Consider the following 18,749-nt stretch of genomic DNA (forward strand, 5'->3'; position numbering starts at 1 on the left):
TCGGAGGCGTACAACCAGCCGCCCACTGTGGCGAGCACGATTCCGCCGGGCTTGGTCTGGTCGATCCAGTTCCGGGGCATGGTCAGGGCCCCGCAAGTGGCGATCACCCGGTCGTAGGGAGCGCCGTCCCGGTGCCCCGCCCGACCGTCGCCGACTACCAGCTCCGGCCGGTAGCCGCAGGCTCCCAGGGGAGCGGCAGCTCGCCCGGACACCTCGCGGTCCACCTCGACCGACACCACCGATCCATCGCCGAGCCGATGGCACAGCAGAGCGGTCGAGTAGCCGGTACCGGTGCCGATCTCCAGGACGCGGTGTCCGTCCTCGACCCGTAGCTCTTCCAACATCCTCACGACGAGGCTCGGCATCGTGCTGGACGAGGTGGGGGCCCGCATGATCTCTCCCCGGAGATCTCCGGGAACCACTGTGCCCGCGATCTGAGTGACCAGGGATTCATCGGCGTAGCAGCGTTCCAGCCACCGCCCGTCCCCGTCCGGAAGCACGGGGCGCCATGCGGTCGGTGAGGTCCCTGGGACCTGCTCGAAAAATCCGCCCCGCAGAAATTCATGACGTGGGACAGCCTCCACGGCCACCCGCCATGGCGCGGTGCGCAGACAGTCCGCTTCCCTCAGACGCTCGCCGAGCCGCATCCGAAGCCGTTCGTCGTCCCTCATCACGGCTTCCTCTCCAGCAGGTCTGCCATCGCCGCCACCATCGGCAGCCCGGTCTCCGGTTCCAGCCACGCCCACTGGCCGGAGGGATTGCATTCCGGAAACCACCATCGCCCGTCCCGGTCCACCGCGAAGTCAAAAGCGCCGAAGACCAGCCCGAAGTGGGTGAGGTAGCCGAACAGCGCCTCGGTGATCCCGTCCGGTGGCTGGACGACGTCGTAGGTCAATCGGCTGTAGTCGGTACGCCAGTCCAGCAGGTCGGAGCCGATCCGGACGCAGAACACCCGCCTGCCGATCACCGTCACCCGGACGTCCGCCACCTTGTCCACGCGTTGCTGGAACAGATGGGCCGTGCCGGCCACACCCCGTTCGATCTCGTCAGCCGCGACATCGGCTACCTTCACCGTGCACGACACGCCCCCGACGCGGTACAGCGGTGTGGACAGCGGTTTGTAGATCACCGGAGCATGGCGCCTGATGAACGCCCTAGCCGCGTCCGGGGCACTGGTGATCAGCGTTGGCGGGATACGGAAACCGGCCTCGGCGGCGGCAGCGAGGCCGGAAGGCTTGAACTCGGCGTCTCCGATGCGGTGCGGATGGTTGACGTAGAAGCAGCCGGGCAAGGCGGCCAGTACGCCACCCAGGCCGTATCGGGCCTGGGTGATGGCGAAGCGTGCCGTCTGGTCGTCCAGATGCGGAAAGGCGAACCCGGTGGGCCTCCGGTAGTACAAGGAGCGTACGCGGGTGAGATCGGCGGTCCTGGAAGGTGTGGTCGGCGTTCCGGCGATACCGGTCCGTGTGACGGTGGCCGCGACCGACAGTGTGGAGGGGAAATCTCCGGAGTCGAAGCGCACGACCGGGGTGCCCCTGCCGTGCAGTTCCTCGATCACCAGGTCGGTCGTGGGGTCGTCCAGATTGGTGACGACCAGTACCGGGCGTGTGTCGATCACTGGTCGCTGTCGTTCCCGGTGTCCTGGTCACCGCCGCCGGAACCGCCGGGCCCAGCGCCGTCCGACGGGTTGCCCGTGTTCGTGGCGGGATTGGTGCCCGTACTGGTTCCATGGCCCGGCATCTCCATCGCCTGACCGCGGGCGTTGAAATAGCGGGTCGTCTGGGTCACCGGATCCAGTTCCGCGCGAGCGTATTCCGGGGCGAAGGCCGGATAGGGGGCCATGCGTCGTAAGCCCCAGGGGACGGGGCTGATGGCCCCCGAGGACAAGGGGGTCCCGGCGGGGAGCCGGTCGGAGTGAGCGAACATGCGGATGCCTCCTGACGGTGGTGGATCACTTCTCTTCGTGGGGCGCACGTAACTCGGCCCAGACGCGTTTCCCCCAGGGCAGCCCGTCCGTGCCCCAACGGGCGCTGATGGCCTCGACTATCGCCAGCCCCCGCCCGTTCTCGTCCTCCGCGCCCGGCGTCCGACGCACCGGGTACGTGCGGGACTTGTCGATGACGGCTACCCGCACCCAGCGCGGGCCCGGACGGGAGACGGTGACGCGAAGACAGTGGCTGCCGCTGTGGGCGACGGCGTTGGCGACCAGTTCGGAGACGATCAGCGCTCCCGCATCGGCGAGATCGGCCAGCCCCGTGCACGCGGCACGCACCAGACGCCGGGCCCGTATCGCCGACTCCGCCTCGCACGGCAGCGACTGGCTGTAAGCAGGGCGGCCGGTCGCGGCGGGGCGCGTGTCATTCGAGGGCTGCACGGGCATGGTCGGTCCTTCCTGGAGAGCGGAGCATGGAGCGAAGTGCGTCCGCGGACAACCAGGTAACCGAGAGGAGTTCCGTGTGTGCATGCCGTATCCATAGGTGACCCACAGGCGGAGCCCTGTCGTTTTGACGTTTTTGGGGGCCACATCGGACGATGGATCATCTAACGTTCCGCTATGCCGCGAACACGCAATGATGCGCTCGCCGCCTGGATGGCCGAGCACAAGGTCACCACCAACGAGCTCGCCGAGCGGCTCAATTCCGCGATCGCCGAATTCACAGGCTCGTACGGCACATGCACCGAACGGGGCGTCTTCCGCTGGCTTTCGGGTGAAATCGCCTGGCCCCATGCGCGCCAGCGAGTCGCTCTGGAACGGGTCACCGGCCACACGCCCGTCCAGTTAGAGTTCCAACCGAGGGGCCGCCCAACTGGCCCGATTCCTGCCTCTCCTGAGGAGGATCCCTTGTACCGACGTGCCTTCCTTACGGCTGCGACTGCCGCCGGTGCGTCTTTGGCCGCACCCAACGCCGCGTTTCCGCGTCGTTTGGGGTCCGCCGATGTAGACCGTCTGAACGGCAAGCTCGCCGCCTTGGTGGCCATGGACGACCGCTATGGCGGCACACTGGATCTTGAGCGACACTCAGCCGCCCTCGCCAGGGAAACCTTGAGCCTGCAACAGGGCGGTACCGCCTCGAGCCGTATCCGATCTGAGCTGTACGCCGTCGCCGCCGCCTTCGCGACCAGCGCCATGTGGGCCGCCATCGATGGCCGCCGCCTGGACGTCGCACAGGACCATCTGAACCAGGCCGTGACGCTGTCAGGGCTGGCGGGCGATTCAGCCGTGCAGTTCAGAGTCTGGGGTCACGCCAGCGCGCTCTACTACCAGCTCGGTCGTCACACCGACGCCATGGCCGCCTCCGAAGCCTCACGTGCCACGGCGATCACCCGTCGGGATCCCTTATTCGCCTCGCTCGCGCTGGCACGTCTTTCGGTTGACCATGCCGACTCCGGCGATGCGAAGGCGGCCTTACGCACGCTCGACCAGGCGCAGGAAGCGTTCGACCGCGCCGATCAATCCCTCCGCAGGCCGGCGTGGATGCGCTTCTTCGACCAAGCTGAGCTCGACAACCTGGCCACGTTCGCGTACCTCAGTCTTGGCCAGTGGGCGGAGGCGGAACATCGTGCTCACCGTTGCCTCACCGGGCTGCGCCCCGATCTGGAGCGCAACCGCGCCCTGACCCGCGCCAATCTCGCCCTCGCGCAGCTTGGTCAGGGCGACATCGAACCGGCGGTAGCCACCGCCCGAGCTGTCCCTGCGGAAATGGCCCGGCAAGGACGCGTCCGCAAAATTCTGGGCGATTTCGCACACCGGCTGAATGCCATGGCACCAGACACCCGCGAAGCCCACGCTTGGCTCGACCATAGGACGGCGATCGCATGACCGATGCCAGCTCCGTCAGTTTCCGCCACGTGACCGACGTGGAGAAGGTGCGTCAGCTCCTGCTTGATGTTCACGTCGAGGTACGCGGGGACTTCGGCATGTTGGATCGGCCCTTCTATGCCGTCGACCGCTTCGACGAACGCCTGAGCGGCTATGCCTCCCGTCCCGGCTGGGAAACAGTTGTCGCCGAGGAGGCAGGCGAGCCGGTGGGCTACGTCTTCGCAACACCACTCGGCCCCAGCACCGCGTGGTGGGAGGACATGGAGCCGCCCCTCCCGAAGGACTACACCCAGGAGACGGGTGACCGGACTCTGGCCCTGAACGAAATCCTCGTCCGAGCCCCCTGGCGGGGAACCGGCATTGCCCGTCGGCTCCACGAAGAACTGCTTGCCGGACGCGAAGAACAACGCGTCACGCTCCTGGTCAACCCGCAGACTGCGAACGGCCGTCTGAAGGCCGTCTACGAGTCCTGGAGATACCGCCAGATCGGAACGCAGCAGCCGTTCCCCGACTCTCCGGTGTTCGCCGCCATGATGCGCGACCCGCTCCGCCCCTGACCCGAGGTCTTGTTCTCCGTTCCGACCGCTGCGTCAGTCCCGGTAGTCCGGGGCGACACGTGCGGTGGGTCGGAGCGGGCACGGTGAGGACTCCCTCGGGGCGGGGTGACGTCAGGGGACAGTTTCCCCACGCACGCCTCGTGTCACCGACCGGCCGGCCGCCCCGCGACCGATCACCCTCCGCGCGGGCGACCGGCACGCCTCCGCCCTCTCCTGACCGAAACGCAGGGCCCCCGCGCGAGTCGACCGCGCGGGGGCCCCTTTTCCGCCTGCCCGTGTGTTCGGTGAGAAGACGATCACGCAAGCAGGTGGTCTGGTGGGCGCTCCGGGTTACGGAGTCACGGGTTACGGGTTACGGGGCCAGCAGCAGGTTGTGGGCGCGCTCCTTGGCGGCCGTGTAGCGGCGGGCCACATCCTGCCAGTTGACGACCTTCCACATGGCCTCGATGAAGTCCACCTTCTGGTTCTTGTACTGCAAATAGAAGGCGTGCTCCCAAGCGTCGAAGACCAGGATCGGCACCGAGCCCTGGCCCACGTTCCCCTGGTGGTCGTAGACCTGCTCCACCACCAGCCGCGCGCTGACCGGCTCGTACGCCAGCACGCCCCAGCCCGAACCCTGGGTGGTGGCCGCGGCCTTGGACAGCTGGGCCTTGAGGCCCGCGAAGGAGCCGAAGTCCTCGGCGATGGCGCCGGCCAGCTCTCCGACCCCGTCCTTCTCCAGCGGCTCGCCGCCGCCGTCGCCGGTCATGTTGTGCCAGTAGATGCTGTGCAGGATGTGGCCGGACAGATGGAAGGCCAGGTTCTTCTCGAGCCCGTTGATCGAGCCCCACTGATCCTTGTCCCGTGCCTCCGCGAGCTGCTCCATCGTGTCGTTCGCGCCCTTGACGTAGGCGGCGTGGTGCTTGTCGTGGTGCAGCTCGATGATCTCGGGGCTGATGACCGGGGCCAGCGCCGAGTAGTCGTACGGAAGTTCAGGAAGTGTGTAGATGGCCATGCGAAGCCCTTCGGACCGCTTATTGCAATTAACTTGCAAGTACACGCTATCAGCAAGAGCGTTTTGCGCCACCGGACGTACTCCGGCCGCTCCAGCACCGCATGGGGCAAGCTGGACGAGGCCGTCGGGGCGCTCAGGGAGCTCATCAAACGCCGCGAACGGGTGCTGGGAACCCAGCACCCGTTCGTCGTGGAGAACCGCGAGTGGCTTGCCGAATGGCGGGCCGAAGGCGAAGCCCGGCCTGATCGGCCCTGATCAGGGCTGCTGTCGCGCCGTCGCCATCCGCTGCCGTACGGCTCCGGTGATCGCGAGCGCGATCGCCAGCGCGGCCGTGGCGTACAGCTGGCTGCGGGTGTCGCTCTCGCGGAGCATCAGGACCAGCACACCGGCCGTGCCGGCCAGCGCGACCCAGGTCAGGTAGGGGAAGAGCCACATCTTCACCACGAGCTTCTCCGGGGCCTCGCGCTGCAAGCGGGTGCGCATCCGAAGCTGGGCGACGGCGATGAAGCTCCAGACCACCAGCACCGCGGCGCCGACCATGTTGAGCAGCCATTTGAAGATGGTGTCCGGCCACCAGTAGCTGAGCAGCACCGCGACGAAGCCGAAGAAGGAGGAGGCGAGCACGGTGAGGCGGGGCACACCGCCGGTGACCCGGCCCAGGAAGGCGGGGCCCTCGCCGCGGGTGACCAGGGAGTAGGACATGCGGGAGGCGCCGTAGATGTTGGCGTTCATCGCGGAGAGCAGCGCGATCAGCACGATCACGTTCATGATGTCGCCGGCCGCCGGGATGTCGAGGTAGTCGAGCACGGCCACGTACGGGCCCTGCTCGACCACGGCCTTGTCGTTCCACGGGATGAGCGTGACCACGATGAGCATCGAGCCGACGTAGAAGAGGGCGATGCGCCACATCACGGTGCGCACCGCGACCGCGACGCTCTTGACCGGGTTCTCGGACTCGGCCGCCGCGATCGTGACCGTCTCCAGGCCGCCGTAGGCGAAGACGGACGCCAGCAGGCCGACGACCAGGCCGTTCACGCCGTTGGGCAGGAAGCCGCCGTCACCGCTGAGATGGGAGCCGCCGGGGGCGTCGGTGCCCGGCAGGACGCCGAGGATCGCGAGCACGCCCAGGACGAGGAAGATGGTGATCGCGGCGATCTTCAGCGCGGCGAACCAGAACTCGAACTCGCCGAAGTTGCTGACCGCCGCGAGGTTCGTTCCGCAGAAGATCGCCATGAAGAGGGCGACCCACATCCAGGATTCGGTGCCCGGGAACCACTGGACCATGATCCCGGCCGCGCCGATCGCCTCGGCGGCGAGGGCCACGCACAGCGTGATCCAGAACATCCAGCCCGCCGTGAACCCGGCCCAGGGCCCGATCGCCCGCTCGGCGTGGACGGAGAACGAGCCGGAGGCCGGGTTGGCCGCCGACATCTCGCCGAGCATCCGCATCACGAGCAGCACCAGCAGCCCGGACAGCACATAGGCGACCACGATCGACGGACCGGCGGCGGCGATTCCGGCGCCGGAGCCGACGAACAGCCCCGCGCCGATCACACCTCCGAGGGCGATCATCGACAGATGGCGCTGCTTGAGGCCGTGGGAGAGCGACGACGCGGCGGTCGCGCCCGCCCCCGTCTCCTCGACGGCGCCGGATGGCGCGGAGGACGCGGATGTCCGGTTCATTCTTCTTCTCTGTCCCTTACGAGGGCCGGGGGTGGCGGATGCAAAACGTCCCCAGTGTGAGGGGCGCGCCCTGGCGGGACAACATCGCGGAAGATCTTTTCTGGATATCGGACGCCGATGTCACGCTCGATCGGGAAGGTCTGCCGGAAGCCGCCAACCCGATGCGTCCGCCTTTGTGGCCATCCGACGGTGTCCGGGGCCCCCGCGCCGGGTTAGCGTCGCGGTATCACCCTCTGACCTGGGAGCTTCGCTGATGAGCACTGTTTCTGCCGCCGCCTCGCCCGGTACGGTCCTCGCGGACGCGGTCTTCCCCGCCCGGCGCGTCCTGGCCCGGGACACCGCGCTGGTCATCGGGGGCGCCGTGCTCACCGGCCTGGCCGCCCAGATCTCGGTGCCCGTCCCCGGCTCGCCGGTGCCGGTGACCGGCCAGACGTTCGCCGCGCTGCTGGTGGGCACCTCGCTGGGCGCCCGGCGCGGCTTCCTGTCGCTGGCGCTGTACACCCTGGTCGGCATGGCGGGCATGCCGTGGTTCGCCGAGGGCTCCTCCGGTGCCGCCATGCCGTCGTTCGGCTATGTGCTGGGCATGATGCTGGCGGCGACCGTGGTGGGCGCGCTGGCCCGGCGCGGCGGCGACCGAGGGGTGCTGCGCACCGCGGGCACCATGGCGGTCGGCTCCGCGGTCACCTACGCCGTGGGCGTCCCCTACCTCGCGCTGGCCACCCACATCTCCCTCGGCGAGGCGATCGCGGCCGGGCTCACCCCGTTCCTGATCGGCGACGCGCTGAAGGCCGCGCTGGCGATGGGCGCGCTGCCGGCCGCCTGGAAGCTGGTGGGCCGCCGGGGCTGAGCCGGCGGAGAAGAAAAAGGGCCCCCGCGCGGTCGACTCGCGCGGGGGCCCTGCCGTGGCGGCGGCCGAGGAGATCGGTCGTCAGTCGAAGATCGGGCCGACCGTGCGGGTCCGCTTGATCTCGTAGAAGCCGGGGATCGAGGCGACCATCAGGGTGCCGTCCCACAGCTTGGCGGCCTCCTCGCCCTTGGGGGCCGGGGTGACCACCGGGCCGAAGAAGGCGATCTGCTCACCGTCCGAGCCGGGGACGGCGATCACAGGGGTGCCCACGTCCTGGCCGACCAGGTCGATGCCCTCCTTGTGGGAGGCGCGCAGCTCAGTGTCGTAGGCGTCGGAATCGGCGTAGTCGGCGAGGTCGGCAGGGAGGCCGGCCTCCTCCAGGGCGGCCACGATCGTCTCGCGGCTCTTCTCCAGGCCCTGGTTGTGGAAGCGGGTGCCGAGGGCGGTGTAGAGGGGGCCGAGGACCTCGCTGCCGTGCTTCTGCTCGGCGGCGATGCAGACCCGCACCGGGCCCCAGGCGGTCTTCAGCAGCTCGCGGTACTCCTCGGGCAGCTCGTCCAGCTTGGGCTCGTTGAGCACGGCGAGGCTCATGACGTGCCAACGCACCTCGACCGGGCGCACCTTCTCCACCTCGAGCATCCAGCGCGAGGTCATCCAGGCCCAGGGACACAGCGGATCGAACCAGAAATCAGCGGGGGTCTTGGCAGTCTCGGTCACGGTTTCTCCTCGGGCGGGCACATAGATATCGCAAACGAATAGAGAGTTGGCTACTTCAACCAACGCGGGCGGGACGGAGCCCATTCCCCGATTCCGCCTGTCGGTGCACCGTGACATGATTCCCGCTGTCCGATATCCGAGATGCGAGACAGTGCCGAGGGAGTCGCTCGTGCCCGGTGAGAACCTGACCCGTGACGAGGCCCGTGAGCGGGCGAAGCTGCTGGCCGTCGAGGCGTATGAGGTGGCGCTCGATCTGCGGTCCGCGGTCGGTGAGCACACCGGGTCCGGACCGCGCACCTACCGCTCCACGACGGCCATCCGCTTCCGCTGCGCCGAGCCGGGCGCGGCGACCTTCGCCGATCTGCTGGCGCCCTCCGTGACCTCGGTGCGGCTCAACGGGCGGGAGCTGGACCCGGCGGCGGTCTTCGACGGCTCGCGGATCGCGCTGGACGGCCTCGCCACCGAGAACGAGCTGGTGGTGGACGCGCAGTGCGCCTTCAGCCGCACCGGCGAGGGGCTGCACCGCTTCGTGGACCCGGAGGACGGCGAGGTCTACCTCTACACCCAGTACGAGCCGGCCGACTGCCGCCGGGTCTTCGCCAACTTCGAACAGCCCGACCTCAAGGCCCCGTTCACCTTCTCGGTGACCGCCCCGGAGGGCTGGACGGTGCTGAGCAACGGGGACGTGGACCGGGTGGAGCCGTCCGGTGCCGGCGACGGGGCCACCACCAGCCACTTCGTCACCACCCGGCCCATCTCGACGTACATCACGGCCGTGGTCGCCGGTCCGTACCACTATGTGAGCGACCACTACCGCCGCACGCTGCCGGACGGCTCGGAGCTGGAGATCCCGCTGGGCGCGCTGTGCCGCAAGGGGCTGGCCAAGCACTTCGACGCGGACGACATCTTCACCGTCACCAAGCAGGGCCTGGACTTCTTCCACGACCACTTCGACTATCCGTACCCGTTCGGCAAGTACGACCAGGCGTTCGTGCCGGAGTACAACCTCGGCGCGATGGAGAACCCGGGCTGTGTGACCTTCCGGGAGGAATTCATCTTCCGCGGCAAGGTCACGAAGGCGTCCTACGAGGGCCGGGCGAACGTCATCCTGCACGAGATGGCGCATATGTGGTTCGGCGATCTGGTGACCATGGAGTGGTGGGACGACCTGTGGCTCAAGGAGTCGTTCGCCGACTTCATGGGGGCGTTCTCCCTGGTCGGGGCGACCCGCTTCACCGATGGCTGGATCACCTTCGCCAACCGCCGCAAGGCATGGGCCTACCGCGCCGACCAGCTGCCCTCCACCCATCCGATCACGGCCGACATCCGTGACCTGGAGGACGCCAAGCTCAACTTCGACGGGATCACCTACGCCAAGGGCGCGTCCGTGCTCAAGCAACTGGTGGCCTATGTCGGGCAGGACGCCTTCCTGGAGGGCGCGCGGCGCTACTTCAAGCGGCACGCGTACGGCAACACCCGGCTGTCGGATCTGCTGTCGGTGCTCGGCGAGACCTCGGGGCGGGACATGGCCACCTGGTCGCGCGCCTGGCTGGAGACCGCGGGGGTCAACGCGCTCACACCGCACGCCACCTATGACGCCGAGGGGCACATCACCGAGCTGGCGGTGGTCCAGGAGGCCGCCGAGAGCCATCCGACGCTGCGGCCGCACCGGGTGGCCGTGGGGCTGTACCGCAAGGAGGCCCCGGTCGATGAGCGCGCCGGGGCGCTGGTGCGTTACGCCCGCGCCGAGGTGGACGTCGACGGCCCCCGTACGGTCGTCCCCGAGCTGACCGGCGCCGCCCGGCCCGATCTGATCCTGGTCAACGACGACGACCTCACCTACTGCAAGATCCGCTTCGACGAGGGGTCGCTGGACACCCTGCGCGAGCACCTGGGCGAGCTGACCGATCCGCTCGCCCGCGCGCTGAGCTGGTCCGCGCTGTGGAACCTCACCCGCGACGCGCTGCTGCCCGCCCGCGACTATCTGGAGCTGGTGCGGCGGTTCGCCGGGGCCGAGAGCGATATCGGGGTGCTCCAGATGGTCCAGGCGTGGGCGCTGTCCGCCCTGCACCACTACTCGGCGCCGGACGCGCGCGAGGAGGCGGCCGCCCGGCTGGCCGAGGGCGCGCTGAGCGAGCTGCGGCTGGCCGAGCCGGGCAGTGGGCACCAGCTGGCCTGGGCGCGGTTCTTCGCCCAGGTCGCCGTCGCCGACTCCGAGCTGCGGCTGCTGCGCGGGCTGCTGGACGGCACGGCCCGGATCGACGGGCTGGATGTGGACCAGGAGCTGCGCTGGACGTTGCTGGCCGCGCTGGCCTCGAGCGGTGAGGCCGACGAGGCGCTGATCGCCGCCGAGCTGGCCCGCGACGACACCGCCTCCGGCAAGCGCCACCAGGTGCGGTGCCTGGCCGCCCGGCCCTCCGCCGCGGTCAAGGCCGAGGCGTGGGACGCGGTGGTGGAGTCCGACCGGCTCTCCAACGCGCTGGTGGAGGCCACCATCTCCGGTTTCGACCAGCCGGGGCAGCGGGATCTGCTGGCGCCGTACGCATCGCGCTACTTCGAGGTGATCGAGCGCGTCTGGCAGGAGCGGTCGATCGAGATCGGGATGTCGATCGTGCGCGGGCTGTTCCCGGCCGCCCAGGGCGACGCCCCCACCCTGGAGGCGGCCGACGCCTGGCTGGACGGCCACCCGGACGCGGCGCCCGCACTGCGCCGGCTGGTCCTGGAGGCCCGCGACGACCTCGCCCGCGCCCTGCGCGGCCAGGAGTGCGACGCGAGGGCGACCACCTGACGCACCCGGCACCCCATCGGACGCCCGGCACCCCCACGGACGCCCGGCGCCCCACCACGTCCGCGCGGTGCGGCCGTATCGCGCGATACGGCCGCACCGGAACAGGGCCCAGGGCACAAGCTCCGGACCGGCACCGGGCAGCCCTTTCGGCATTCGAACTGCCGTACTTTAGTACAGCATTGTCCGCTTATGTCGACGACTGTGTAACAGCGGTTAGCAGGTGGAGCGGAGACGGGAATGGCGGTGGCATGAGCCACAACATGCCGCTGTCCCCCCGCCCCCTCCACCACCTCTCGGACGTCCAGCGCCGCGTCCTGACGACACGTCAGCTGCGTGAGCACGGTGTGACCGCGTCCGTCGCCGCGGAGCGCAGCCGGGCCGACGGGCCCTGGCAGCAGCTTCTGCCGGGTGTCCATCTGCTCCACCCCGGCCCGGCGACCAGCGAGGAGCGGCTGCTGGCCGCGCTGCTGTACACCGCGAGCCGTGGCCAGGGGGCCGACGGTCCGCGGCCGGACGGCGGTCCGTACGGCGAGGCGATGATCACCGGGCTGGCCGCGCTCGCCCTGCGCCACTTCTCCTCCGCTCCCCCGCTGGCCTCCCTCGACCACATCGACGTCCTGGTGCCCCGCACCCGGCGGCTGCGCGCCACCGGCTTCGTCCGCTTCGTCCGGGGCGGCCCCCTGCCCGGCCCCCAGTACCTCGCGGGGGTGCCCACCGCCCCGGTGGCCCGCGCCCTCGCCGACGCGGTCGCCCGGCTCACCGACGCCGTGCTGGTCCGCAGACTGCTCACCGAGTCCGTACGCCACGGCCACTGCGAGGCCGCGGCCCTCGTCGCCGAGCTGAACTCGGCCCGGCTGCTGTCCCGGCCCCATGTCGTGGACGCCGTGGACGCGCTGCTGGCCGAGGGCCGGGCGATCGCCGAGGGGCGGCTGTACGACATGGTGCGCGGCCACCATCTGCCCGAGCCTCTGTGGAACGTGGAGCTGCGGCTGCCCGGCGGGCCCGCCCTCGGCGGGGTGGACGCCTACTGGCGTGAGCAGGCGGTGGCGGTGGAGATCGACGCCCGGGCGCCGCGCCAGGACGAGGAGGTCTGGCGCGGCGGCCTCGGCCGCAAGCGCGAGCACCTGGAGCGGCTCGGCATCACGGTCGTGCGCATGACCCCGAAGAAGCTCCGGGAGTCCCCGGAGGAGCAGGCCGCGGTGGTCCGTACCGCCCTGGTCGCGGCGGCCGACCGCGACCCGGCCTCCTATGTGGTGGTCCTGCCGCGCTGACGCCCCTGGGGCTTCGCGGGAGCGCGCCCCAGGGGGCCTCACGGGAGCGGGAGAGGAGCGGGAGAGGAGCGGGAGGGCAGCGGGAGGGGTCAGGGCTTGCGCAGCAGCAGCTCGGTGTTGCGGTCCGTCGCGTCACCGGCCAGCTTCTGGCTGGCGCCGGGCGCGTTGAAGGACAGCTCGCGGTAGAGGGCCGCGAGACCGGTCTGGGACAGGTCCGAGAAGTCCGTGCGGTGCGGCGCGGCCGATTCGATGAGCGTGGTGAACAGGGAGATCGTGCCGTCGTGGTTGTCCACGACCTCGAACACCCTGGCCAGCTGGGGGAAGTCCACATGCGAGGCGGTGGTGATCTCCCAGAAGGTGCCGCGCGGGGTGATCTCGTTCTTGTGGCTGTGGCCGTTGATCCAGGCCAGCACCTTGGGGTGGCGCTGGAAGAGGGCGACGACCTCGTCCCCGCCGTGGCGGGCCTCGCCCGGCCGGCCCGGGTCGCGGTTCATGTTGTCCAGGCTGCGGCTGTAGTGGTGGCTGAAGACGATCACGTAGTCGTCCTTGTGGGCCTTCAGCGTCCGCTCCAGCCAGCGCAGTTGGGCGGTGCCGAGCGAACCGGTGTAGTGGCCGCCGGGGTCGGTGGTGTCCAGGCTGATGCCGATCACGTTCTCGGAGATCCGGAACGAGTAGTACAGGGTGCCCTGTTCGAGATTGGCCTTGGTGTAGCCGTGGCCGACCGGCCCGGGGCCGGTGGCGGCCGGGTCCAGATGCGCGGCCAGGTACTCGTCCTGGGTGAAGGGCGCGCGGCGCTCGTCGGGGGTGACCGTGCGCATGTCCTTGGCGTGCGCGTCCAGCAGCGCCTTCATCTGCGCGCCCTTGGGGTCGTCCCCGACGCGCGTCCCCTTGAAGAGCCGCTCGGCGTCGGCGGCCGGGATGATCTCCAGCTTGCGCTTTCCGGTGGCGAAGTCCGTGTAGTAGCCGCGCCCGAAGGAGTAGACCCCGCCCGCGAGATCGTCGTGGTTGCCGATGGTGGAATACCACGGCAGTCGCAGCCCTGGGCTGTTGACGGTGCGCAGCGCGGCGGCGAGGAAACCGTCGACACGCGGGAAGCCGAGCTTCTTGTCGGCGTCGCGCAGCGCCTGCTCGGGGTGCCAGAACGCCTTGTGTCCGCTGTTCTGGACGCCCTCGTAGTGGCGCGGATCGCCGGTGTTGGGGGTGATCCGGCCGCCGTTCATGGCGGTCAGGAACCAGTCCAGCTCGATCTTGGCGTTGTTGTCGGTGTTGTCCCCGGTGGTCATGACGAACGACAGCGGCGCCCCGGTGGCGGGTCCGCCGCGCAGCCCGTTGATCCGCTCGATGAGCGAGGCGACACCGGCGATGGTCAGCGCCTCGTGCGGCCGCCACGCCCCGGGGCGCCCTGCGCGCAGGAACTCGTAGCGCATCGGGTGCTGGACATCGGTCAGATGCAGATCCGTGAGCTGGACGAACGAGGCGAGCGCGGTCCGCCGGTCCTCGCGGCCGCCCTTGGCGCCGGTGATCTCGCTCCGCACCTCACGGCTCCAGGCGGGGCCGTCGGCGAGCCGCCGGTAGCCGGTGGCGCCGTGTGCGGCCGAGAACGTCTCCAGCGTCGTACCGGCCGTCGACGGCGCCGCCGGGGCCTGCACCACCCGGCGGCCCGCGGCGTGCGCGGTGGCGGGCTGCGAGGCGCCGGCCGAACCGCTGCCGGGCCCGAAGGCGAGCCCCAGACCGGCCGTAGCACCGGTGGCGGCGGCAGCGGCGAGGAAGGTGCGCCGGTCGAGGGCGGTGACGGCAGCTGCGGCGGACCGTACGGACCGTATGCGGGACATGCGCGATCTCCCCGAGTGGACACGCGGAAACGGGCGGGCAGCACGGCTGCCCTCACCTCGGATCGTTGGCATCGGGAATGGCCTGGGAGTGAACGAGACGGCAACGCCGATCGCCTATATCGACACGTGGATCTTGGCGGTAGCAAACGGTCATCGCGCCCTTGTGAACAGGAATTCTTCCGCTCACTTGGCGTTCATCCGATCTGGGAACCGGGCCCCGCCATGGGAAAAATCACGGGCGGGTAACGAAGCCGCCTGAGACACTTGGCAGGAGGGTAGGCGCCTCGAACAGGCACAACCAAGGAAAAGGGCTGATATGAGGATCGGAATCGTCGGCGCGACCGGCCAGGTCGGCGGAGTGATGCGCAGGGTGCTCGCCGAGCGTGACTTCCCGGCCGAGCAGCTGCGGCTGTTCGCCTCCGCCCGTTCGGCCGGTCGTACGCTCCCGTGGCGCGCCACCGAGATCACCGTCGAGGACGCCGCCACGGCCGACTACTCAGGTCTGGACATCGTCCTGTTCTCCGCGGGCGGCGCCACCTCCAAGGCGCTGGCCGGGAAGGCCGCCGCACAGGGCCCGGTCGTGATCGACAACTCCTCGGCCTGGCGGATGGACCCCGAGGTGCCGCTGGTCGTCGCCGAGGTCAACCCACATGCCGCGGTGGACCGCCCCAAGGGCATCATCGCCAATCCGAACTGCACCACCATGGCCGCCATGCCCGTGCTGCGCCCGCTGCACGCCGAAGCCGGGCTCACCGCCCTGGTGGCCACCACCTACCAGGCCGTCTCCGGCTCCGGGCTGTCCGGCGTCGCCGAGCTCGACGGCCAGATCCGCAAGACCGCCGACCGCGCGGCCGAGCTCACCCACGACGGCGCGGCCGTGGACTTCCCCGAGCCCGGGGTGTACGCGCGCCCGATCGCGTTCAATGTGCTCCCGATGGCCGGGAAGATCGTCGACGACGGCCGGTTCGAGACCGACGAGGAGCAGAAGCTCCGCAACGAGAGCCGCAAGATCCTGGAGATCCCGGAGCTGAAGGTGTCCGGCACCTGTGTCCGGGTCCCCGTCTTCACCGGCCACTCGCTCCAGGTGAACGCCCGCTTCGAGCGTCCGATCAGCGTGGAGCGCGCCTATGAGCTGCTGGCCTCGGCCCCGGGCGTGGCGCTCTCGGAGATCCCGACCCCGCTCCAGGCGGCGGGCCAGGACCCCAGCTATGTGGGCCGGATCCGGGTGGACGAGACGGTCGAGCACGGTCTCGCGCTGTTCCTCTCCAACGACAATCTGCGCAAGGGCGCGGCGCTGAACGCGGTGCAGATCGCCGAGCTGGTGGCGGCCGAACTGGGCTGACGCCCGCGCATCGCCCGAAAGCCCGAAGGGGGAGCGACCATCCGGCCGCCCGCCCTTCGGCGTGCCCCCCTTTCGGCGTGCCCCCCTCGGCGTACCGCGCCGCCCGCCACCGCCGTCAGCCCCGTCGCCGTGTTCACCCCGCGCTTTCCGCCGTGGACAAACCGGTCCACCGGCGCTGACCGTCCGACATGCGAGGATGGCCATCCGCCTGACGCATGGCGTACCGCACATGACGAACGGGAGTAAGCCGACGTGCCTGGCACCAACCTCACAAGGGAGGAAGCGCAGCAGCGGGCGCGCCTCCTCACGGTGGACGCGTACGAGATCGAACTGGACCTGAGCGGCGCCCAGGAGGGCGGTACCTACCGCTCTGTCACCACGGTGCGCTTCGACGCCGCCGAGTCGGGCACGGAGTCGTTCATCGACCTGGTGGCGCCCACGGTGCACGAGGTGGTGCTCAACGGCGACGCGCTGAGCCCGAACGAGGTCTTCAAGGACTCGCGGATCGCCCTGCCGGGGCTGCTGGCCGGGCGCAATGAGCTGCGAGTGGTCGCGGACTGCGCCTACACCAACACCGGTGAGGGGCTGCATCGCTTTGTCGACCCGGTCGACCAGCAGGCGTACCTCTACACCCAGTTCGAGGTGCCGGACGCCCGCCGGGTGTACGCCAGCTTCGAGCAGCCCGACCTGAAGGCCACGCTCCAGTTCACCGTGACGGCGCCCGAGGGCTGGACGGTCATCTCGAACTCGCCGACGCCGGAGCCGAAGGACAACGTCTGGCGGTTCGAGCCGACCCCGCGCATCTCCACGTACATCACCGCGCTGATCGTCGGGCCGTACCACAGCGTGCACAGCTCCTACGAGAAGGACGGCCGCTCGGTGCCGCTGGGCATCTACTGCCGCCCCTCGCTCGCGGAGTACCTCGACTCGGACGCGATCTTCGAGGTGACGCGGCAGGGCTTCGGGTGGTTCGAGGAGAAGTTCGACTACGCGTACCCGTTCGCCAAGTACGACCAGCTGTTCGTGCCGGAGTTCAACGCGGGCGCGATGGAGAACGCGGGCGCGGTGACCATCCGCGACCAGTACGTCTTCCGCTCCAAGGTCACCGACGCGGCGTACGAGGCGCGGGCCGAGACCATCCTCCACGAGCTGGCCCATATGTGGTTCGGCGACCTCGTCACCATGGAGTGGTGGAACGACCTGTGGCTGAACGAGTCGTTCGCCACCTACACCTCGATCGCCTGCCAGGCCCACGCGCCGGGCAGCAGGTGGCCGCACGCCTGGACCAGCTTCGCCAACTCCATGAAGACGTGGGCCTACCGGCAGGACCAGCTGCCGTCCACCCACCCGATCATGGCCGAGATCCGTGACCTGGACGACGTCCTGGTCAACTTCGACGGGATCACGTACGCCAAGGGCGCCTCGGTGCTCAAGCAGCTGGTCGCCTACGTCGGGATGGACGAGTTCTTCAGCGGCGTCCAGGCGTACTTCAAGCGCCACGCCTACCAGAACACCCGGCTGTCGGACCTGCTCGGCGCGCTGGAGGAGACCAGCGGGCGCGATCTGAAGACCTGGTCCAAGCAGTGGCTGGAGACGGCGGGCATCAACGTGCTGCGGCCGGAGATCGAGACGGACGCGAGCTCCACCGTGACCTCCTTCGCGGTGCGGCAGGAGGCCCCGGCGCTTCCGCAGGGCGCCACGGGTGAGCCGACCTTGCGGCCGCACCGCATCGCCATCGGGCTCTACGACCTGAACGCGACGGGCAAGCTGATCCGCTCCGAGCGCATCGAACTGGACGTGGACGGTGAGCTGACCGAGGTGCCGCAGCTGGTCGGCACCAAGCGCTCCGCGGTGATCCTGCTCAACGACGACGACCTCACCTACGCGAAGGTACGGCTGGACCCGGACTCGCTGGCCGTCGTCACCGAGCACCTCGGCGACTTCGAGGAGTCGCTGCCGCGCGCGCTGAGCTGGGCCTCGGCCTGGGACATGGTCCGCGACGGCGAACTGGCCACCCGCGACTACCTGGCCCTGGTGCTCTCGGGCATCGCCAAGGAGTCGGACATCGGCGTCGTCCAGTCGCTGCACCGCCAGGTGAAGCTGGCCCTGGACCTGTACGCCGCACCGGCCTGGCGCGAGACCGGCCTGGCCAAGTGGACCGAGGCCACCCTCGACCACCTGCGCGCGGCGGCTCCGGGCAGCGACCACCAGCTGGCCTGGGCGCGGGCCTTCACCGCGACCGCCCGCACCGACGCGCAGCTGGACCTGGTCTCCGGGCTGCTCGAGGGCACCGAGACGATCGAGGGCCTCGCCATCGACACCGAGCTGCGCTGGGCGCTGCTGGAGCGGCTCGCCGCCACCGGACGGGCGGACGAGGCGGCCATCGCGGCGGAGCTGGAGCGCGACAAGACCTCCGCGGGCGAGCGCCACGCCGCGACGGCGCGGGCCGCGCGGCCGACCCCGCAGGCCAAGGCGGAGGCATGGGCGTCGGTCGTGGAGAGCGACAACCTGCCGAACGCGGTACAGGAAGCGGTGATCGGCGGCTTCGTCCAGACCGATCAGCGGGAGCTGCTGGCGCCGTACACGGAGAAGTACTTCGCGGTGGCGAAGGACATCTGGCACAGCCGCAGCCATGAGATGGCGCAGCAGATCGTGGTGGGCCTCTACCCGGCGCTGCACGTCTCGCGGGCGACGCTGGACGCGACGGACGCGTGGCTCGCGGCGTCCGAGCCGACGGCGGCCTTGCGGCGCCTGGTGACGGAGTCGCGGGCAGGCATCGAGCGCGCGCTGCGCGCGCAGGCCGCGGACGCGGACGCGGGCTGACCGGGCGCGGCGCCGTGCGAGGCCGTACGCCTCGCACGGCGACGCGAAACCTTGATGTGGGCAACCCTTCCTGGT

15 protein-coding genes and 1 pseudogene are annotated in these 18,749 nt (G+C 69.9%); 8 read left to right on the top strand and 8 right to left on the bottom strand.

The window, feature by feature from the left end:
- Positions 1–38: 38 nt before the first annotated feature.
- The 4 genes and pseudogenes from NQU54_RS49020 to NQU54_RS00840 all read right to left on the bottom strand — a co-directional run.
- Positions 39–779 (bottom strand): annotated as a pseudogene (locus NQU54_RS49020) (methyltransferase domain-containing protein); the annotation flags it as partial.
- Positions 671–1,618, bottom strand: coding sequence for an ATP-grasp ribosomal peptide maturase (gene tgmB, locus NQU54_RS00830; RefSeq protein WP_257629265.1), 948 nt, complete (start codon positions 1,616–1,618; stop codon positions 671–673). The pseudogene NQU54_RS49020 and the gene tgmB, both read right to left, overlap by 109 nt.
- Positions 1,615–1,926 carry a putative ATP-grasp-modified RiPP gene (gene tgmA, locus NQU54_RS00835; protein WP_257629266.1) on the bottom strand — a complete coding sequence of 104 codons (312 nt, stop codon included), beginning with the start codon at positions 1,924–1,926 and terminating at the stop codon, positions 1,615–1,617. Before tgmA ends, tgmB begins: the two co-directional genes overlap by 4 nt.
- A gap of 25 nt (positions 1,927–1,951) precedes the next feature.
- Positions 1,952–2,380 carry an ATP-binding protein gene (locus NQU54_RS00840; RefSeq protein ID WP_257629267.1) on the bottom strand — a complete coding sequence of 143 codons (429 nt, stop codon included), beginning with the start codon at positions 2,378–2,380 and terminating at the stop codon, positions 1,952–1,954.
- Positions 2,381–2,554: 174 nt separating this feature from the next.
- On the opposite strand from NQU54_RS00840, the gene NQU54_RS00845 reads away from it, so the two are divergent.
- A complete protein-coding gene (locus NQU54_RS00845) occupies positions 2,555–3,820 on the top strand; it encodes an NsdA family TPR-like regulatory protein (RefSeq protein WP_257629268.1) in 1,266 nt (421 codons plus the stop codon).
- Positions 3,817–4,377: a GNAT family N-acetyltransferase gene (locus NQU54_RS00850; RefSeq protein ID WP_257629269.1), complete on the top strand. Its 561-nt coding sequence runs from the start codon at positions 3,817–3,819 to the stop codon at positions 4,375–4,377. The genes NQU54_RS00845 and NQU54_RS00850 overlap by 4 nt, the downstream gene beginning before the upstream one ends.
- 352 nt (positions 4,378–4,729) lie before the next feature.
- Here NQU54_RS00850 and NQU54_RS00855 read toward each other — a convergent pair whose 3' ends face one another.
- Complete coding sequence (locus tag NQU54_RS00855) at positions 4,730–5,371, bottom strand: superoxide dismutase (RefSeq protein ID WP_069865806.1); 642 nt, start codon at positions 5,369–5,371, stop codon at positions 4,730–4,732.
- 33 nt (positions 5,372–5,404) lie between these two features.
- Here NQU54_RS00855 and NQU54_RS00860 point away from each other — a divergent pair, with 33 nt between their 5' ends.
- Positions 5,405–5,626: a tetratricopeptide repeat protein gene (locus tag NQU54_RS00860; protein WP_257629270.1), complete on the top strand. Its 222-nt coding sequence runs from the start codon at positions 5,405–5,407 to the stop codon at positions 5,624–5,626.
- Here the strand turns inward: NQU54_RS00860 and NQU54_RS00865 are convergent, their stop codons facing one another.
- A complete protein-coding gene (locus NQU54_RS00865; RefSeq protein WP_257629271.1) occupies positions 5,627–7,054 on the bottom strand; it encodes an amino acid permease in 1,428 nt (475 codons plus the stop codon).
- Between the two features lie 253 nt (positions 7,055–7,307).
- Between NQU54_RS00865 and NQU54_RS00870 the strand changes: the two genes are divergently transcribed.
- A complete protein-coding gene (locus NQU54_RS00870) occupies positions 7,308–7,901 on the top strand; it encodes a biotin transporter BioY (RefSeq protein ID WP_069865798.1) in 594 nt (197 codons plus the stop codon).
- A gap of 81 nt (positions 7,902–7,982) precedes the next feature.
- On the opposite strand, the gene NQU54_RS00875 is transcribed toward NQU54_RS00870, so the two are convergent.
- On the bottom strand, positions 7,983–8,618 hold the full coding sequence (locus tag NQU54_RS00875; RefSeq protein WP_069865796.1) for a mycothiol-dependent nitroreductase Rv2466c family protein: 636 nt from the start codon (positions 8,616–8,618) through the stop codon (positions 7,983–7,985).
- A 169-nt stretch (positions 8,619–8,787) separates the two neighbouring features.
- Between NQU54_RS00875 and pepN (NQU54_RS00880) the strand changes: the two genes are divergently transcribed.
- Both pepN (NQU54_RS00880) and NQU54_RS00885 read left to right on the top strand, forming a co-directional pair.
- Positions 8,788–11,406: an aminopeptidase N gene (pepN, locus tag NQU54_RS00880; RefSeq protein ID WP_257629272.1), complete on the top strand. Its 2,619-nt coding sequence runs from the start codon at positions 8,788–8,790 to the stop codon at positions 11,404–11,406.
- 248 nt (positions 11,407–11,654) lie between these two features.
- Positions 11,655–12,677: a hypothetical protein gene (locus NQU54_RS00885; protein WP_069865791.1), complete on the top strand. Its 1,023-nt coding sequence runs from the start codon at positions 11,655–11,657 to the stop codon at positions 12,675–12,677.
- Positions 12,678–12,766: 89 nt separating this feature from the next.
- On the opposite strand, the gene NQU54_RS00890 is transcribed toward NQU54_RS00885, so the two are convergent.
- Positions 12,767–14,509, bottom strand: coding sequence for a TIGR03767 family metallophosphoesterase (locus NQU54_RS00890; protein ID WP_257629273.1), 1,743 nt, complete (start codon positions 14,507–14,509; stop codon positions 12,767–12,769).
- A 316-nt stretch (positions 14,510–14,825) separates the two neighbouring features.
- Here NQU54_RS00890 and NQU54_RS00895 point away from each other — a divergent pair, with 316 nt between their 5' ends.
- Together NQU54_RS00895 and pepN (NQU54_RS00900) are read left to right on the top strand one after the other, a co-directional pair.
- On the top strand, positions 14,826–15,851 hold the full coding sequence (locus NQU54_RS00895) for an aspartate-semialdehyde dehydrogenase (RefSeq protein WP_257629274.1): 1,026 nt from the start codon (positions 14,826–14,828) through the stop codon (positions 15,849–15,851).
- A 252-nt stretch (positions 15,852–16,103) separates the two neighbouring features.
- Positions 16,104–18,674 (top strand): aminopeptidase N, encoded by a 2,571-nt coding sequence (pepN, locus tag NQU54_RS00900; RefSeq protein ID WP_257629275.1) that lies wholly within the window; start codon positions 16,104–16,106, stop codon positions 18,672–18,674.
- Positions 18,675–18,749 lie beyond the last annotated feature (75 nt).

It is taken from the genome of Streptomyces malaysiensis subsp. samsunensis (genome assembly GCF_024519315.1).
Classification (GTDB): Bacteria; Actinomycetota; Actinomycetes; order Streptomycetales; family Streptomycetaceae; genus Streptomyces; species Streptomyces malaysiensis.

Bases quoted from the DNA above. Each gene is read 5' to 3' on its own strand.
- NQU54_RS00885 (WP_069865791.1), top strand. From the start codon at position 11,655: ATGAGCCACAACATGCCGCTGTCCCCCCGCCCCCTCCACCACCTCTCG.
- NQU54_RS00890 (WP_257629273.1), bottom strand. From the start codon at position 14,509: ATGTCCCGCATACGGTCCGTACGGTCCGCCGCAGCTGCCGTCACCGCC.
- tgmA (WP_257629266.1), bottom strand. From the start codon at position 1,926: ATGTTCGCTCACTCCGACCGGCTCCCCGCCGGGACCCCCTTGTCCTCG.
- NQU54_RS00840 (WP_257629267.1), bottom strand. From the start codon at position 2,380: ATGCCCGTGCAGCCCTCGAATGACACGCGCCCCGCCGCGACCGGCCGC.
- NQU54_RS00870 (WP_069865798.1), top strand. From the start codon at position 7,308: ATGAGCACTGTTTCTGCCGCCGCCTCGCCCGGTACGGTCCTCGCGGAC.
- NQU54_RS00865 (WP_257629271.1), bottom strand. From the start codon at position 7,054: ATGAACCGGACATCCGCGTCCTCCGCGCCATCCGGCGCCGTCGAGGAG.
- NQU54_RS00855 (WP_069865806.1), bottom strand. From the start codon at position 5,371: ATGGCCATCTACACACTTCCTGAACTTCCGTACGACTACTCGGCGCTG.
- NQU54_RS00845 (WP_257629268.1), top strand. From the start codon at position 2,555: ATGCCGCGAACACGCAATGATGCGCTCGCCGCCTGGATGGCCGAGCAC.
- NQU54_RS00895 (WP_257629274.1), top strand. From the start codon at position 14,826: ATGAGGATCGGAATCGTCGGCGCGACCGGCCAGGTCGGCGGAGTGATG.
- NQU54_RS00850 (WP_257629269.1), top strand. From the start codon at position 3,817: ATGACCGATGCCAGCTCCGTCAGTTTCCGCCACGTGACCGACGTGGAG.